At 63.0% G+C, this 17,913-nt stretch carries 10 protein-coding genes and 1 pseudogene; all 11 read left to right on the top strand.

Annotated features, from left to right (window positions below):
- Window positions 1-91: 91 nt before the first annotated feature.
- Window positions 92-1,099 (top strand): dihydroxyacetone kinase subunit DhaK, encoded by a 1,008-nt coding sequence (locus BX592_RS30555; RefSeq protein WP_134197029.1) that lies wholly within the window; start codon window positions 92-94, stop codon window positions 1,097-1,099.
- A gap of 14 nt (window positions 1,100-1,113) precedes the next feature.
- Complete coding sequence (dhaL, locus tag BX592_RS30550; protein WP_134197061.1) at window positions 1,114-1,797, top strand: dihydroxyacetone kinase subunit DhaL; 684 nt, start codon at window positions 1,114-1,116, stop codon at window positions 1,795-1,797.
- Window positions 1,798-1,958: 161 nt separating this feature from the next.
- On the top strand, window positions 1,959-2,453 hold the full coding sequence (locus tag BX592_RS34960; RefSeq protein WP_166676514.1) for a substrate-binding domain-containing protein: 495 nt from the start codon (window positions 1,959-1,961) through the stop codon (window positions 2,451-2,453).
- Window positions 2,399-3,028 carry a substrate-binding domain-containing protein gene (locus BX592_RS30540; protein ID WP_134197027.1) on the top strand — a complete coding sequence of 210 codons (630 nt, stop codon included), beginning with the start codon at window positions 2,399-2,401 and terminating at the stop codon, window positions 3,026-3,028. Before BX592_RS34960 ends, BX592_RS30540 begins: the two co-directional genes overlap by 55 nt.
- A 54-nt stretch (window positions 3,029-3,082) precedes the next feature.
- The gene (locus BX592_RS30535; protein ID WP_134197026.1) at window positions 3,083-4,561 is read left to right on the top strand and encodes a sugar ABC transporter ATP-binding protein; all 1,479 of its coding nucleotides are present in this window, start codon (window positions 3,083-3,085) and stop codon (window positions 4,559-4,561) included.
- A gap of 7 nt (window positions 4,562-4,568) precedes the next feature.
- Complete coding sequence (locus tag BX592_RS30530; protein WP_134197025.1) at window positions 4,569-5,579, top strand: ABC transporter permease; 1,011 nt, start codon at window positions 4,569-4,571, stop codon at window positions 5,577-5,579.
- A 231-nt stretch (window positions 5,580-5,810) separates the two neighbouring features.
- Entirely contained in the window at window positions 5,811-6,302 is a 492-nt protein-coding gene (rpiB, locus tag BX592_RS30525) for a ribose 5-phosphate isomerase B (RefSeq protein ID WP_134197024.1), read from the top strand.
- Window positions 6,303-6,386: 84 nt separating this feature from the next.
- Window positions 6,387-7,373, top strand: coding sequence for a sugar-binding transcriptional regulator (locus tag BX592_RS30520; RefSeq protein WP_134197023.1), 987 nt, complete (start codon window positions 6,387-6,389; stop codon window positions 7,371-7,373).
- 1,110 nt (window positions 7,374-8,483) lie between these two features.
- A complete protein-coding gene (locus BX592_RS30515; protein WP_134197022.1) occupies window positions 8,484-17,012 on the top strand; it encodes a discoidin domain-containing protein in 8,529 nt (2,842 codons plus the stop codon).
- A 102-nt stretch (window positions 17,013-17,114) separates the two neighbouring features.
- On the top strand, window positions 17,115-17,573 hold the full coding sequence (gspG, locus tag BX592_RS30510) for a type II secretion system major pseudopilin GspG (protein WP_134197021.1): 459 nt from the start codon (window positions 17,115-17,117) through the stop codon (window positions 17,571-17,573).
- A 74-nt stretch (window positions 17,574-17,647) separates the two neighbouring features.
- A pseudogene (locus BX592_RS30505) lies at window positions 17,648-17,913 on the top strand (type II secretion system F family protein); the annotation flags it as partial.

Here is a 17,913-nt window from a genome sequence, read left to right as displayed (position 1 = left end):
GAGCCGTGCAATAAGCCGTGCAACAAGCGGCTCAATATGCCGCTCAATCAATCCGCTCAACAAACGCAATCAGGGAGTTCGAGGAAAGCTTATGAATCGCGTCATCAACAATCCGGATCTGGTTGTCGAGGACATGCTGCGCGGCATTCTCGCCGCGCACCCCGAACTGCGCGCGGCGGCCGACAACCCGCGCGTGGTCTCGCATGTCAACGCCGGTCAGAAGGGTCGGGTGGGAATCGTCACCGGAGGCGGGTCGGGCCATGAACCGGCCTTTATCGGTTACGTGGGCGAGCACCTCGTCGATGCGGTCGCGGTCGGCGAGATATTTTCGTCGCCAACCGCGAAGTCGTTTGCCGACGCCTTTAAGGCCGCCGACGGCGGCGCGGGTGTGGCGTGCCTGTACGGCAACTACGCCGGCGACAACATGAACGTGAAGATGGCGATGCGCATGGCCGAGCGCGATGGTATCCGCGTGGTGCCGGTCGTCGCCAACGACGACGCGGCATCGGCGCCGCCGGAGGAAATCGCCAAACGCCGCGGCGTGGCCGGCGAGATCGTCATGTGGAAGGTCGCGGGCGCTTGCGCCGCTCAAGGCGCATCGCTCGACGAAGTGGTGTCGGCCGCGCGCCATGCGATCGAATCGACACGCTCGATCGGCATCGGTCTGTCGGCGTGCACGATTCCGGCGGTGGGCAAGGCCAACTTCACGATCAAGGACGGCGACATGGAAGTCGGCATCGGCCATCACGGCGAGCCGGGAATCGAAGTGCAGCGTACCGTGCCGGCGAAGGATATGGCGAAGCGGATGCTCGATACGCTGCTGCCCGATCTGCCTTTCGCGCGCGGCGACAAGGTTGCGTTGCTGGTCTCGGGGCTGGGTGCGACGCCTCTGATGGAGCAGTACATCCTGTACGGCGAGGTGGCCGACTGTCTTCGGGAGGCCGGCATCGAAATCGGCTTTTCGCGCGTCGGCAACCTTTTCACATCTCTCGAGATGATGGGCGTGACTGTCACGCTGACGCGGCTCGACGAGCGGCTTTCGCGTGCGCTTCACCATCCGTGCCGAAGCATCGGCATTACCGTCGGAGACGCAGCGTGACTGACACTATCGACATGACCACCGCAGGCATCGTGGTGGCCAATCTGATCGGCGTGATCAATACGAACCGTACTTATCTGAGCGAAATCGACGGGGCGATCGGCGACGGCGATCACGGCATCAACATGAGCAAGGGCTTCTCGCAGTGCGGCGAACGCCTCGCCAAACGCGCGGCGCCGCCGCCACTGCCCGTCGCACTTGCCGATCTGTCCGATGCGCTGATGGGCGGCATCGGCGGTTCGATGGGCCCGCTTTATGGCTCGTTCTTCCTCGATATGGGCAGCGTGCTCGAAGGGCACGCGCTGCTCGACAAGCACCTGTTCTATCGCGCGTTGTCGGCCGGCATCGACGCGGTTCAGGCGATCGGCGACGCGAAAGTGGGCGACAAGACGCTGATCGACACGCTTGAGCCGGCGCGTGCCGCATACGATGCGGCACTCAACGACAACCGTTCGTTCCGCGAGTGCCTCGATGCGATGACGGTGGCCGCCGAGGCCGGCATGAACTCCACGCGCGAACTGCGCGCGCGTGTCGGCCGTGCCAGCCGTCTTGGCGATCGCTCGATCGGTGTGCTCGATGCGGGTGCCTGTTCGTGCTTCCTGATCCTGCGCAGCATTAGCGAATCGCTTCGCGCGTTGCTGGAAGGTTCCGCTGCCAGCGGCATCAGGCCGGTGCAGACGGAGAAACACCCCGCCTGAACGGGCGATGAATAAGCAACGAATAAGCGCTGAAAAGGCGCTGAGGGGCGCGCATGCGTCCATGTATTCGCGCGAGGAGACCCGTCCATCTGAACGATGCGGGCGCGCAATGGCACAACGGAACGACGGCGGAGCCACAGAACAACCTCAAGGAGACGAATATGCAGTCCAGCAAACGGCGGTCCTTGAAATACCTGACGAGTATTGCGCTGCTGCCGCTTGCGGCCAGCGTGCGCGCCGCGCAGCAGCAGAAAATCAGAATCGGCGTGGTCGTGCCGACGCTCGACGCGCAGTTCTGGAACAACTACATCGACTTCATGAAGCAGGGCGCGCGTCAGCTCGGCGTCGATCTGATCGTGCTCAACGCGGACAACAAGCCTGACCGTATGGTGAGCAGTCTCGAGGATCTGACCGCGCAGAAGGTGGACGGCATCATCTTCACGCCGTACTGGTCGACGGCGGTGGCCGGCCTTACGCTCGCGAGGAATGCCGGCATCCCGGTCATCCTCACCGACTCCTATCCGGACTTCAGCCCGCAGACGCCGCGCTTTCCGAACTACATCGCGTTCACGGGCCGAGCGACGAAGAGGCCGGCTATCAGATGGCGATCAAACTGTTTTCCGCAGTGCCGCCCGGCGCCGGTGGAAAGAAGGTGATCGGCGTGGTCAACGGCACGGCCGGCACTTCGGTTGCGATCGACCGGCGCAAGGGTCTCGGGCGCGCGCTGAAAGAGCATCCCGAAGTTGTCGTTGCCGGCGAGGTCGACGGCAACTTCGTGCGCGACACGTCGCAGACCGCGTTCGAATCGCTGTATCAAGGGCATCCCGACATCAAGGGCGTCTGGGCTGCGAACGGCGGAACGGCGACCGGCGTGATGGCTGCGCTCAGAAATGCCGGCAAGGTGCCCGGCAAGGATGTCTACGTGGTTGCGATGGACCTGAACCCCGAAAACGTCGAAGCCGTGAAGCGCGGCGAACTGCTGTTCGACATCGGCGGCCACTGGCTGCAGGGCGGCTTCGCACTCGTGATGCTGTTCGACCAGATCAAGGGCAAGCCGGTGAGCAGGCAGGACGACACGGTCAAACTCCATCTGCTGCCGCTCACGCGCGAGCAGGTGCCCCAGTTCGAAAAGGACTTCCCGCACGGCATCCCCCCGTACGACTTCCGCAAGCACTCGCGCTTCTATACGCCAGATGCGCCTGCGGCGTCGTTCGCGATGACGTATAGCTAGGCATTCGGCATCTTGCGCGAGGTTTTCGGCCCACCCCCCCGACCGGATCCGCACATGACCTTGATCGCCGAGCACATCAACAAACGGTTTGGCAGCACCGTCGCGCTGCGCGACGTATCGATCGCGCTCGCACCGAACGAGGTGCACGCACTGGTCGGCGAGAACGGCGCCGGCAAGTCGACGCTGCTCAGAATCCTCGCGGGAGCCGAGCAGCCCGATGATGGCGCGATGCGGCTCGCCGATGCGCAATACGCGCCACACGACACGCGCGAAGCCGAGCGGCACGGCGTCGCGCTCGTTCATCAGGAAATCACAATCAATCCGTCTTTGACAGTGGCGGAAAACATCTTTATCGATCGGCTTGGCCGCTTCACCCGTTACGGCTTCATGCAGCGCAAGGCGCTCGAGCGGGCCGCGCAACAGGTCCTCGACAGCTTCGACGCGGGCATTCAGGCATCGGCTGGGCTCGGCCGGCTCGATCTCGGGCAATGGAAGTGCATCGAGATTGCGCGGGCGCTGTCGCATGAACCACGCATCCTGTTTCTCGACGAAGCGACAGCCTTTCTCGGCCACCGCGAGGTCGACGCGTTGCTCAAAGCGATTCACACGCTCAAGGCGCGCGGGCTGTCGGTAGCATTCGTGTCGCATCACCTGAGTGAGGTGACGGAGGTGGCCGATCGCCTGACGATTCTCAAGGACGGCGGCCTCGCCGGCAGCGCGAACGTTGCGGATATCTCATCCGCGGAAATTCATGCGCGCATGGTCGGCCGCGATATCTCCGGCCATGTGTTTCCGCCGAAGGCGCAACGGCCGCCGGCTGCGGTCGTGCTGGGCGTGCAAGACGTGAGCGTCGCCGGCCGTCTCGACGAGGTGTGTCTGAACGTGCATGGCGGCGAGATCGTCGGCATTGCCGGGCTCAAGGGAAGCGGCGGCGAGGCACTGCTCGAACTTGCGATGGGCGTGGTCGCGCCGCAGCGCGGCACGCTGACGCTCGGCGCGAGCGCCTACGCACCGAAGCATCCCGCCGCGGCGTGGCGCGCCGGCGTCGCGTATCTGCCGGGCGATCGCACCGGCGAAGGGTTGATCAGCGATTTCAGCGTGCTGGACAACGTCGTGATGGCGCGGCCGCCACGCCGCATCGGCTGGTTCGATGCACGCGAGGCGCGTCGCAACGCGGCTCACCTCGGCGCGCGGCTGAAGATCAAGGCCGCGCATCCGGACATCGCATGCCGCACGCTGAGCGGCGGCAACCTGCAGAAGGTCGTGCTGGCCAAGTGCCTGCACGTCGCGCCGCGGCTGCTGCTGCTCAACAATCCGACGCGCGGGGTGGACATCGGCGCGCGGATCGAGATTTACCGGGTGATCCGCTCGCTCGCGGACGAGGGCGTCGCCGTGCTGCTCGTCAGCGACGACCTGCCTGAACTGATCGGCCTGTCGGACCGGCTCGCCGTGATGCGCGGCGGGCGCGTTGAACACACCTTTGCCGCCGGCGACACGCCGGACGAGACCACTATCGTCCGGCACATGACTTGAGACGACCATGAACCGCTTGTCTTCCTCGCTGTTTTCCGGCCGGCGCAAGCACGCCGACCGTCCCGTTGATGCGAGCGCGGCCCGCGATCGGCCCGAACGGCTCAGACGCCTGTTTCCGGTGCTGTTGCTGGCCGTGCTGTGCATTGCCTTCTCTGTCAGTTCGCCACGCTTTCTCACGCCCGGCAATGCGCTGATCGTGCTGCAGCAGGCGGTCGTGCTGGCCGTCGCCGCACTGGGCATGACCTTCGTCGTGATCGCCGGTTCGATCGACCTGTCGGTCGGCTCGATCGTGGCGCTGGCCGCGCTGGCCGCCGCCGCAAGTTCGAATTCGCTTGGCGTGTTCGCGATCGCGCCGGCTGCGCTCGTCGGACTCGCATGCGGTTTCGTCAATGGCGTGGTGGTCGCCAAGGGGAAGGTGCCATCGTTCATCGTCACGCTGGGCACGATGGTCGTGTTTCGCGGCATCGTGCTGTATTTCACGCGTGGCGCGCCGGTTTCGATCGAGAGCGAAAGCTTTCTCGACTTCTACTCGGGCCGCTTCCTTGCCGTGCCGAACGCTGTATGGATCGCGCTCTGCGTCGTGCTGCTCGGCTGGGTGGCGTTGCGCTTCACAGTATTCGCGCGAGAGCTGAAGGCGACGGGCGGCGGCGAGCGTGTGGCGCGGCTGACCGGCATCCGCATCGATCGGGTCAAGATCGTGATGTTCACGTTGCTCGGTCTGCTGTGCGGCATTGCCGGCCTGCTGCAAAGCGCGCGCGCAATGGCCGCCACCTCACAGCTGGGCGAAGGCCTCGAACTCGACGTGATCGCCGCGGTCGTGGTCGGCGGCACGCCGCTGACCGGCGGCCTCGGCAGTGTTCAGGGGACGATACTCGGCGTGCTGATCATCACGATCCTGTCGAACGGCATGAACATGGCGGGCGTCGACCCGTACCTGCAGAACATCGTAAAAGGCGTCGTCCTGATCGCCGCGGTGTTCGTCACGATCGACCGCAAGAAGATCGGGATCATCAAGTAGACCTTCCGTGGGCATTGGATTGCATGGTGACATTTGATCACGATAGAGCGTTTGTATCGCCCTGATGGCGGCATGAACAGGCGTTTATCCCACGAAAGCCGAGAAACACCCGAGTGTCGCTGCGAAAATGCGCCGAGAATTTGCTCTTGACTAATCAAATGTTCAATTTCACAATGCTGAAACTGCGAACTTACGCGCACGTCTGTGCGAAATTGCGCCTGGAGTGACTGAATGAAAATTGCGATCGGCAGTGACGAGGCCGCCTACGAGTTAAAAGAGATCCTGCTCGCGCATCTGAAGGAACGAGGCGTCGACGTGACGGATTTCGGCACCTATAATGCGCAGCCGGTTATCTACCCCGATATCGCGTTCACCGTGGCCGAGCGCGTCGTGACCGGTGAATACAAGCGCGCTGTTTTGCTGTGCGGGACGGGCATCGGCATGGCCATTTCGGCCAACAAGGTGCCGGGCATTCGCGCGGCGCAGTGTCACGATACGTACTCGGCCGAACGCGCGAGCCGCAGTAACGACGCGCAGATCGTGACGATCGGCGCGCGGGTGGTGGGCCCGGAACTGGCGAAGGCCATTGTCGATACGTTCCTTGCCGCGCAGTTCGACGGCGGTCGCTCGGCGCCCAAGGTGCAACGTATCCGGCAATACGAGACCGAGCTCCATGCGAAAGAAGAAGAGCGCGCCGCGGGCGGCGACCCCATCTCGGGCTAATGCGCGGGCAACGCGCATTGCGGCGGGCACTGTTGGGTATCCTTGCGATTATTGCAGCCCGATTTCATTTCTAAGGATGGCCTGATGGAAACCGACGAACTGACACGCCTTGCGACGCTTTACTATGTCGACGGCCTCACTCAGGAAGACCTGTCCAGAACGTTTTCGATTTCACGGGCCAAGGTCGGGCGGTTGCTCAAGCGGGCGCAAGAAGAGGGCATCGTCGAAATTCGCGTCCGGCATCATCCGCGCGACACGAGCGAGCTCGAACAGCAGCTCGTGACGCGTTTCAGACTTGAGCGCGCAATCGTCTCGATCAACCACAAGGATCAGGACAAGCAGCGCGAGTTGCTGGCCGGACTGGTCGCGAGTCATCTCGACCGGATTCTGTCGGACGGCATGATCGTCGCAGTGGGCATGGGTCGTAACATCAGTTCGATTTCGCAGCATGCGATCTCGTCGACGCGCCGTTCGTGCCAGTTCGTCTGCGCGATCGGCGGCGCGTATCGCGGCGGCGAAGCGATGAATGCCGACCATATCTGCCGGCGGCTCGCGGCGCGCTTCGGCGGCGAGAGCGAGACACTGTATGCGCCGGCGCTGGTGGTCGATCCTCAGGCTCGCGCGGCGCTGCTGCAGAACGATACGGTCAAGCAGACGCTCGACCACGCGCGGCGCGCGCAGCTCGCGCTGATCGGTATCGGCGACATCAATGAAGACAGCAACATGGTGCGCATGGGGTGGTTCACGCCCGAGGAGATTGTCGCTGTGCGACAACTCGGCGCGGTCGGCGACATGATGGGCTACGACTTCATCGATCTCACCGGCCAGCCGGCCCGCACGCCATTTGCGGACCGTGTGATCGGGCTGTCGTTTGAAGATCTCGTCCGTATCCCCAATGTGATCGCGGTTGCCAGCGAGATAACCAAGACCACCGCGGTGCTGGGTGCGTTGCGCACCGGCGCGATCAACACGCTGGCCACGACCGAGGCGATCGCGCAGTCGGTACTTAGTCTCGATGAAGCAACGCGGCCGCGGCAAGGGGCCGGCGTCACCGGGATTAGCGCGTCCTGATGTGCAGTTGATCGCGCGAAACCTGGCTCGCGTATCGGCTAGCGACGGCGTGAACGTGGACTTCCTTTAGCCTGCAAATTACCGGGCATCAACTGAGGTCACACCTGCTGCGAAAGAATTCACGACGCTCAAGACGCGCGGGCATTTAAAGCGACGCTAAAGCGATGAATAAAAATTCTGGCTGGATAAACCTGCGCACGCGCGCTGGACGCCGATGTGCATTTAAAACTCCCGTCGGGTGACGATAAGCCGCCGAACAAAGCAAATCGCGTAATCCGTTCGATGAACGCGCTTTTTTCATGCCCCGAAAATGCGCTTTTGATAATTTCAAAAAATAAATATCACGCGTGATTACGATTTAAATTCTACCTTTCACGTTGCCAGATTATCGGGTCAGACTCGGAAAAAGCATGCCATTTATAATGGCAAGTAATATTACGATAGATCGGACTCACGGCGCGGGAATGTCAATAACGCGCATTGGACGTGAAAACTGTCCGTCAAGAGACAGAAGTCGCACGAAAGCGTCTGCGTGATTTCTCGCGTTTCTGACCGCCGCCGTCGGACAGAACCGTTCGGTTTGGGGCTGGAGTAGCCGCTCGTATAGGCCGCACAGCGAGGCCCATGTTGCGGTTCGCGCCACGGCCGACCGGCCCCGGACCACTCACGGCCGGCGAAACTGTCAAAATACATCAATTCTGCTTTCATTTTTAATTTGAAATACGATGAAATTGTTTTCTTATATTTAAGAAAGACAATTGGAAGTTATATTCGACGTTGTCAACGTTAAACTCTCACAAATGTTGTCGTCGTAATCGATCCGTCAGAAACGCGCTCAGCCATGCTGAGCAAACGTTTGCCGTTCACGCACCGCGCCGCTCCGAAGTCCGCTTCGTTCTTCCACCTGTTTCTTCGTGTTTGGCCTATTCCGTAGAATTTACGGACCCTCGATAATCCGCCCCTCATTCATTGAGTGCGCCATGTGCATTCAATGATTGACGGAGTTCGCTATCGACCGCTTTGCATGCAAACGGAATCGACGCGAGGCCGCGGGTATTAAAACGACGTAATTAAAACCACGTACTAAAACCTGAACAAGGGATACTCAGAATGCGCGATCGCGCCAGGCATCTTACGGGGCAGCTTGCGGGCTGGTTTGTATTGCTATGGGTGATATTCGGCTTCGCCGCTGCCCAGGCTGCCACGAGCGATGGACTACCTCCATCCAATCGTGTCGATATCGACCTCGGTCAAACACCATGGAAATACAAGAAGGATGTCGACGACGACACCTTCTCCCAGCCGGGAATCGACGATTCGGGCTGGCAGTCGAAGGGGGTGCCGCAGTCGCCGTCCGATAACGACACGTTCCTGAACCTCGAGTCCGGCGGCGGCGAAGGCCAGCTGACCGGCAACATCATCTGGTATCGCAAGCACTTCACGCTTGATCCGTCCTACGCGAACCGCAAGATCCTGATCGAGTTCGAAGGCGCGAACACGGGGGCGCGGGTGTTCGTCAACGGAACGTTCATCAAGGGCAACAGCGCCGTTCCGACCGATGCGGGCGCCACGCACGTGCAGGGGTTCGTGCCGTTCGAAATCGACGCGACCAGTCTCGTGAAGTTCGACGGGTCGGACAATGTGATCGCGGTGGAAACCGCGCGCAACGCGAACTGGTTCGAAACGCCAAGCTTTAGCGGTGCGTTCCGCTTCGGCCAGGACGATTCGGGCCTGTACCGCCATGTGTGGATGCACATCACCGACAAGGTGCACATTCCCGAGAACACCTTTTCGGTTCTGCAGACGTGGGGCACCTACGTCGCGACGGTGGCGGCAAGTCCTTCGTCGGCGACGATCCGCGTGCAGACCAACGTGCTGAATGAGAACCCGGTCGGGCAGGCCGATCGGCAGGTGACGCTGACCACGCAGATCGTCGACCAGCAGGGCAATGTCGTGTCGACCGCGCAGGACGTCAAAACGGTGCCGTCCAACGCCGGCCCGGCTCTTACGCCGACGTTGTTCGACCAGGTGATGACGGTGCAGAACCCGATTCTCTGGTATCCGAACAATAGCCCGGTGCTGTCGGGCAAGCCGTACATGTACCACGTGATCCACACGGTCAGCGTGAACGGCACCGTGGTGGACTCGAAAGAGTCGCCGCTCGGTATCCGCACGATCACCTGGGACCAGAATTTTCCGTACTTCAACGGTACGCCGCATTACCTGTGGGGCGCTTCGGGTCGCTATGACTACCCGGCGCTCGGCTCCGCCGTGCCGGACAACCTGAAGTGGAATGACCTGTATCTGCTCGCGCAGGCAGGCGGCAGCTTGTGGCGGCCGGGTCACTCGTCCGAAGGTCCGGTGTTCCTCGACGCGGCGGACGAATACGGCATCATGGTGATGCAGCCTAGCGGCGACGGCGAAAACGGCTTTAGCGCATTCTGCACGGACACCGTGCAGCAGAATTGCGCATCGCCGAACAACTGGACGCTCAAGCAGGAGTTGCATCGGGATATGATCATCCACGATCGCAACCATCCGTCGGTGCTCGCATGGGAAGCCGACAACGGCGCGACCGCAACGCCGATCGCGCAAGCGTTGAAAGTGATTTCGCAGCAGTGGGATCCGATCAATACACGTGCCCAGGCCGACCGCACGCCGAATCCGAACAACGGCGATCTGCTTGGTTGCAGCGGCAACGGTTGCGATATCGGCGTCAAGAACCAGTTCCCGGATTCGCCTTCGGTCGGTTCCGAATACTGGGGCGACGGCGTGGGCCGCGCGAAGTACGACTTCGAGATCCAGTTCGCCGCGTCTTACGTGAACAACTGGGTGCACAGCGTACTCATCAAATCGATGGGTATCGCACACTGGTACCTGGCGGACACGCCGGGCGAAATCAACACGCAGACCGACGGCACACTGAATACCAGCGTGCGCAGCAACGGCGCGTCGATGATGGACGAACACCGTCTGCCGCGCCTGATTTACTACATCTACGAAGCGATCTGGACGTCGTTCCAGCGCAAGCCGGTGGTCAAGCTCGCGTATCACTGGAACCGTTCGGGCCCGGTGACCGTCAATGCGTTCAGTAACTGCCCGTCGGTACGGCTGTTGCTCAACGACCAGCCGGTCGGCCCGGACCAGACGCCGAATCCGACCACCTCCGACTCGAGTGCCAACCTGACCCAGAGCACGACGCTGCTGCCGGGCCAGGTGCATTGGGACAACGTGCAGTGGGTACCCGGTACGCTGAAGGCGCTGTGTCTGGATGCCTCTGGCCAGACTGTCGCGCAGGACGTGCAGGTCACCGCAGGGCCCGCCGACCATATCGTGCTGACGGTCGAGCCGGAAACGCCGAAGCCCGATGGCACGCAGTTCGATCTGCGCGCCAACGGCACGGATGCGGCGGTGATCACCGCACGCGTGGTCGACCAGGCCGGTAACCTGGTGCCGGATGCGGCTCAGGAAATTACCTTCAACGTGCCGAGCGCGGATGTCGCGGGCGAGTACCGCGGCGGTTCCGACCACTATGTGACGCGCAAGAGCGATGGCACGACCGACCTGGGCTTCCATGCACCGGGCGATCCGAAGGTGTTCGCGGAAGGCGGCATGACGCGGGTGGTCGTGAAGACGACGTTCGTGCCGGGTACCGTACACGTCACCGCGAGCGCGGACGGTCTCGGCAGCGGCAGCACGTCGTTCGACGTGTTGCCGGTGATCAGCCAGCAGACGTTCGACGGCAAGGACCTGGTGATCGGTGCGCAGCAGCAGGCCGGCTTGCAAATCATCACGCAGCCGCTCGACCAGACCGTGACGGTCGGACAAACGGCCACGTTTACCGTGCTGGCAGCCGGCGCTTCGCCGCAATTCCAGTGGACCCGCAACGGCCAGCCGATCAGCGGTGCGAACAGCTTCAGCTACACGACGCCGGCGACCGTGGCGGGCGACGACAACGCGGCCATCGCCGTGACGGTGAGCAACGCGAGCGGCAGCATTCCGTCACAAGCCGCGACGCTGCACGTGGTCGCTCCGGCGGCTCCGCAGATCCAGACGCAGCCCGCGGCGCAAAGCGTGCAGGCCGGCCAGAATGCCACCTTCTCGGTGGTCGCGACCGGCTCGCCGACGTTGACCTATCAGTGGCTGAAGAACGGTCAACCGATCCAGGGCGCGACGCAGCCGGTGTACAACACGCCGCCCGCGACGACCGACGACAACAGCTCGATGTATAGCGTCGTCGTCACCAACAGCGCGGGCACGACGACTTCGGGCACCGCTACGCTGTCGGTGGGCGCGGCCACGCCGCCGAAGATCGTGTCGCAGCCGAACGGTACGAGCGTGCCGGTGGGGCAGAGCGTGACGTTCAACGTGGTCGCGAGCGGTTCGGATCCGCTGACGTATCAGTGGACGAAGAGCGGTGTCGCGGTCGGCACGAATTCGCCGCAGCTGATCATTCCGTCGGCGTCGAACAGCGATTCGGGCGACTACATCGTGACGGTCAGCAATGCGGCCGGCTCGGTCAGCACGACGCCGTTCACGCTGGCTGTCAGCGGCGGCGACAACACGAACCTCGCGCTTGGCGCGACGGCGAGTTCCAGCCCGCCGGAGAACGACGGGCTCGCGGCCAGTTTCGCGAACGACGGCAACACGACGACCACGCGCTGGTCGTCGCAGCAGGACGACAACGCGTTTATCCAACTCGATTTTCATACGCCGAAGACCTTCGACGAAGTGACGATCGTGTGGGAAAACGCGTTCGCGAAGCTCTACAAGCTGCAGTGGTCGAACGATGGCCAGACGTGGACGGACATTGCGGAGATAAATGGCCAGGGCCACACGGAAACGACCCACTTCCCGAGTACGACGGCTCAATTCATCCGTATGCAGGGCGAGCAGCGTGCGACGAACTTCGGTTATTCGATGTTCGAGTTCGAGGTGTTCGATACGCCGCAGTGCGGACCGGCAACGGAACGTTACACGCCGATCGCGGCGCAGCCGGGCACGTATCAGTCGACCATCGCCGGTTTGCCGTCGGGTCCGTTCGTGCCGACCGTGAAGGACAACGTGAGTGGTCTGACGTGGCAGCAGCTGGCGACGACATTCCCGGGGCAAGGCGCGCAGTTCACGCAGGTGATCGCGAAGCAATACTGCGCATCGGTGAACATGCGTGTGCCGACGCAGAATGAAGCGCTGACGGTAGCGGGCGCGAACTTCTCGTCGTGTGCGTTCCCGGGTCCGTGGACCACGTGGACGACCACGGCCGATCCGGGTCAGGCGGATCGTGCGTTCACGGTGAGCTCGGTCGGTGAATCGGTTTCGCAGATCATCGACAACACGCCGGTCGCTGCACTGTGCGTATCGGGTCCGACGCTTGGCGTGCCGACCATCAACGCGCAGCCGGCGAATCAGACCGTCAGCGTGGGCCAGACGGCTACGTTTGCGGTGGGTGTCGCCGGGACCGGCCCGTTCCGTTTCGAATGGAGCGAGAACGGCAAGCTGGTCGGTATTACGACGACCAATAGCTTTACGACTGCGCCGGTGACGGCGCAGGACAGCGGTGCCGTGTTTACGGTCAGCATCAGCAATGGCGGCGGCACGGTGCAGAGCCAGCCGGCTACGCTGACGATCGGTGACGTCGGCACGGGTGGCGGCGGCACCGGCAACGGCGGCGGTACCGGCGACGGTGGCGGCACAACGGGTGGTGGCGGCGGCGGTGGTGGTGGCGCCGCGCCTACCGGCCCCAGCGCCGACCTCGCGCTCGGCAAGACCGTGACGGCAAGCGGCGTTGAAAGCGACAACTTCCTGGCTTCACAGGCAGTGGACGGCAATCAGGGCACGCGCTGGTCGTCGGCCTTCACCGATCCGCAGACGCTCGAGGTCGATCTCGGTTCGCCGCAGACGGTCGATCGCGTCGTGATCGATTGGGAGAACTCGTTCGGCGTGGCTTATACGATCGACACGTCGACCGACAACCAGAACTGGCAGAACGCGTTCACGCAGACGAACGGCAAGGGCGGTCAGGAAGATCTGCGCTTTGCCGCGCGGACCGCTCAATTCGTGCGCTTTACCGGCACGCAGCGCGCGACGCAGTTCGGCTACTCGATGTTCGAGTTCGGCGTGTACAACACGGCCGCTACCCCGCAGTACCCGATTACGGCGACGGTCACCGGCAACGGCACGATCACGCCGGCGGGCGTCACATCGGTGTTGCAGGGCGGCCCGCAGACGTACACGTTCACGCCGGCGGATGGTTTTGCGGTTACCGATGTGCTGGTCGACGGTGTCAACATCGGCATGGCCAATAGCTACACGTTCCCGGATGTGGAAGGTCCGCATACGATCAACGTGACGTTCGCGCCGGCTTCGGCCGCGGTGAACCTCGCGCTCGGCGCCGGCACGTCCACCTCGGGTGGGCTGGAAAGCGATGCATTCCCTGCATCGAACGTGGTGGACGGCGATCTGACTTCGCGCTGGTCGTCGGCGTTCTCGGACCCGCAGACCATTACGCTGGACCTGAAGTCGGTCAAGACGTTCGATCGTGTCGTGCTGTTCTGGCAGGACGCCCATGCGACGGACTATCAGATCCAGACGTCCACCGATAAGGTCAACTGGACGGTCGTGGCCAACCGGACGAATAGCCCGGGCGGTGTCGAGCAGATCGACTTCGATCCGGTGAGCGCGCAGTACGTGCAGATGGTCGGCACGAAACGCAACACGGGTTTTGGTTACTCGCTATTCGAGTTCCAGGTGTTCAACGTGCCCGTAGCGCCGGCAATTACGACGCCGCCGGCGACGGTGTCGGTGACGCAGGGCGCCACCGCGCAGTTCTCGGTGGTGGCGAGCGGCACCCCGCCGCTCACGTACCAGTGGCTGAAGAACGGCCAGCCGGTCGCGACCACGACGGTGCCGACCTACACGACGCCGCCGACGGTGGCGTCCGACAGCGGCGCAACCTTCAGCGTGATCGTCAGCAACGCGGCGGGCACGACGCAGCCCAGCGCGGGGGCGACACTGAGCGTCACCGCGCCGGTCGGCAGTGGTGACGGCAGCAGTACGGGCACGAGCAGTGGCACCAGCAGTGGCGACGGCACCGGCAGCAGCAGTACTGGCACCGGCACCGGCGATGGCGGCAGCACCGGCAGCACGGGCACGGGCAACAACAGTAGCGCGGCCGCACCGTCCAGCCCGAACCTGGCGCTGGGCATGCCGGTCGACTCGACCGGCCAGCAGGACGACGGCGACCCGGCGTCCAACGCAGTCGACGGCAACCTCGGCTCGCGCTGGTCGTCGAACTTCGCCGACGATGCATCGATGACGGTCGACCTCGGTCAGCCGAAGCTGTTCGACCGCGTGGTACTGCGTTGGGAAGCGGCGTTCGGCAAGGCGTACGTGCTGGAAGCATCGAACGACAAGCAGACGTGGACGCCGATCTTCACGCAAAACGCGGGTGCCGGCGGCACGGAAGACATTTCGGTGCCCGCCACCACCGCGCGCTATGTGCGCATGCAAGGGGTGCAGCGCGCGACGCAATTCGGTTATTCGCTGTTCGAGTTCGAAATCTATAACTCGGCCGCGACGCCGAAGCTCGCGATCACGGCAAGCAGCGGCGCCAACGGTTCGATCAGTCCGTCGGGAGCGGTGAGCGTGAACCAGGCCGGTTCCCAAACGTTCACCGCGGTGCCGGCAGCTGGTTTTGGCGTGGGCACGCTGACGGTGGATGGCCAGGACGTGGGCATGCAGTCGAGCTACACGTTCAACGACGTCACGACGCCGCACAGCATCAGCGTGAGCTTCGTGCCGCTCGCTGCAACCGTGAACCTCGCGTTGCATAAGGCGGTGACGACTAGCGGCCTCGAGGACCCGAACGGCGGCAACCCGGCCGCGGCAGCGGTGGACGGCGATCCGACCACGCGCTGGGCGTCGGCACACGTAGACCCGTCGTTTATCACGGTCGATTTCGGCGCGCAGACGACCTTCGACCGCGTCGTGCTGAGCTGGGAGAACGCACACGCGATTGCCTATCAGATTCAAACGTCCGACGACAACACCAACTGGACGACGGTCTATAACCAGACCAACAGCCAGGGTGGCATCGAAGATCTGAAGCTGCAGGCACCCGCAACCGCACGTTATGTGCGGATGTTCGGCACGCAGCGTTCGACGCCGTACGGTTACTCGTTGTTCGAGTTCCAGGTGTTCAACAGCGGCGCGGGAGCGTCGACGACACCGCAGGCCACCAGCCTGATCGAGCAGCCCGCCACGCAGACGGTGCCGCTCGGCCAGAACGGGCACTTCGCGGTGCTCGCGGCGGGCGCGGGTCCGTTCACGTACCAGTGGCGCCGCAACGGCACGCCGATCACCGGCGCGACCGCGCGAACCTACGACACCGCGGCGACCACCGCGGCGGACAACGGCGCGGTGTTCAGCGTCGTGGTGACCGGCCCGAATGGTCCGTCGACGTCGAGCGATGCGCAGCTGAGTGTCGACAGCACGATTCCGAATTACCCGGTTACGCCGGGTTTCATCGGCGTCGATCTGGCGAACAACACGAACGGCGCGTTCACCGACGACCAGGTGTATATCGCGGTGATCGCGCGCGATCCGGCGAACAACAACCAGTTCGCGTGGCTCAAGCCGGACGGCACCGTTACGCCGGCGGCCATCGCGGATAACGACGCGCCGAATCACCTGACCGGACCGGATGGACAGAACTACAGCAATTACTTCTTCACGCTTGCGCAGGCGAAGAAGATGCAGTTGCCGCACATTTCATCGGGCCGCATGTTCGTGTCGCTCGGCAGCCCGCTGTTCATCAAGATTCTGGCCGATGCGAACGGACAGGTCGGTTTTGCGGGGCCCAATCCGCAGAACCCGACGGATCCGAATGTGAAAGTTCCGTTCGACTGGATCGAGTTTGACTACGGCGGCAACACGCTGTTTATCAACACGACCCAGGTTGACGAGTTCGGTATTCCGCTGGTCGAGGATATCTACGGCAGCAATCACACGTTCCACCAGCGCACCGGCATCACGATGAGCAGCGCCGATATTTTCGCGGCGTACGCAAAGGAAGTGTCCGCGCCGTTCCAGGCGATGCAGCCGTCGAAGCTGCGCATCATGGCGCCGGCCAAGGCCAGCTTCGCCGCGGGACAGCCGAACGGCAACTTCTTCGACGACTACGTGAACCAGATGTGGCAGACGTACGCCAGCCAGAACCTGGTGCTGAACCTGTTCGGCAACCGGCAGTTCGTCGGCAAGGTGCAGGGTGACCAGTTCGTGTTCACCGAAGTCGATCTGCACAACGGTGGGTTCGTCGGCGGCACGTTCACCGTCAACAAGCCGTCCACGCAGGACGTTCTGCTGGGGGCGGGCACGCTTGCCACCGGCGATTCGACCACCTTGCAGATCGAAGCGCAGATGTGCGCGGCGTTTAACCGTCACGTGGTGGAAGACGTGAGCAAGTGGGCGCAGCCGACGGCGTGGTGGAGCAACGCGCCGACCAACGAGTACGCACGCTTCTTCCATGACCACAGCGTCAGCGGCCTCGCTTACGGCTTCGCCTATGACGACGTGTCGAACGGCAGTTCGTCGATCGTCGCCACGCAGCCGGAGCACATGGTGCTGGGCATCGGCTGGTAATTGCTACGCAATACGTATCAACGGCTGGCCTGAGGGCCAGCCGGGTCAGTTTACAAACGCGCGCCGTGTGCCTTACGCATGCGCGCAACGAGGAGAGCAACGATGGGGTTCGACACAGGATGCCTGCCGGCAGGCCGGCGCAGAGCGCGGCACACTCAGGCAGCGAAGCAACGCGGCTTCACGCTGCTCGAATTGCTGGTGGTGCTGGTGATTATCGGCATGCTGGCGGCACTGGTCGGGCCGCGCTATTTCGCGCAGCTCGGCAAGTCGCAGGTGACCGTGGCGCGTGCGCAGATCGACGTGTTCACGAAGGCCATCGACAATTTCCGGCTTGATGTCGGCCGTTATCCGACAGCAGACGAAGGTCTGAATGCGCTGGTCGTCAAACCGGCCAACGCGGACAAATGGGCCGGCCCGTATCTGAAAAAGGAAGTGCCGCTCGACCCTTGGGGTCATCCGTACATCTACAAGATCCCCGGTGCGAAGAGCGATTATGCGGTGATCTCGAATGGTCCGGATAACAAACAGTCCGGCGACGAAGCGGCCATCACCAACGAGTAGCGGGGCAAGCAGGTTGCGCTGCGGCGCCAGCTGGGCGCGCGGCAACGGGGTATCAAAAAGCTGGTCACACAAAAATGCAATATGAAGTCAGAGCGCTGTCACGGGACAACCGCATCGTCGCGTTGACCGTCGATGCGCAGGACGAAAACGACGCACGGCGCCAGGTCGAGGCACAGGGGCTGCACGCGACTGAACTCGCGCCGCTGCGTTCGCTGCGTCGGCCGGCCGCATCGCGCGGCAAGCTATCGCTGGTGCTGTTCAGCGAGGAACTGCTCGCGTTGCTGACCGCGGGCCTGTCGATTGTCGAAGGGCTCGAGGCGCTGCTCGAACGCGAAGGCAG

Source organism: Paraburkholderia rhizosphaerae, from assembly GCF_004366595.1.
Taxonomy (GTDB): domain Bacteria; phylum Pseudomonadota; class Gammaproteobacteria; order Burkholderiales; family Burkholderiaceae; genus Paraburkholderia; species Paraburkholderia rhizosphaerae.
This window is presented reverse-complemented; position numbering and strand designations above follow the sequence as displayed.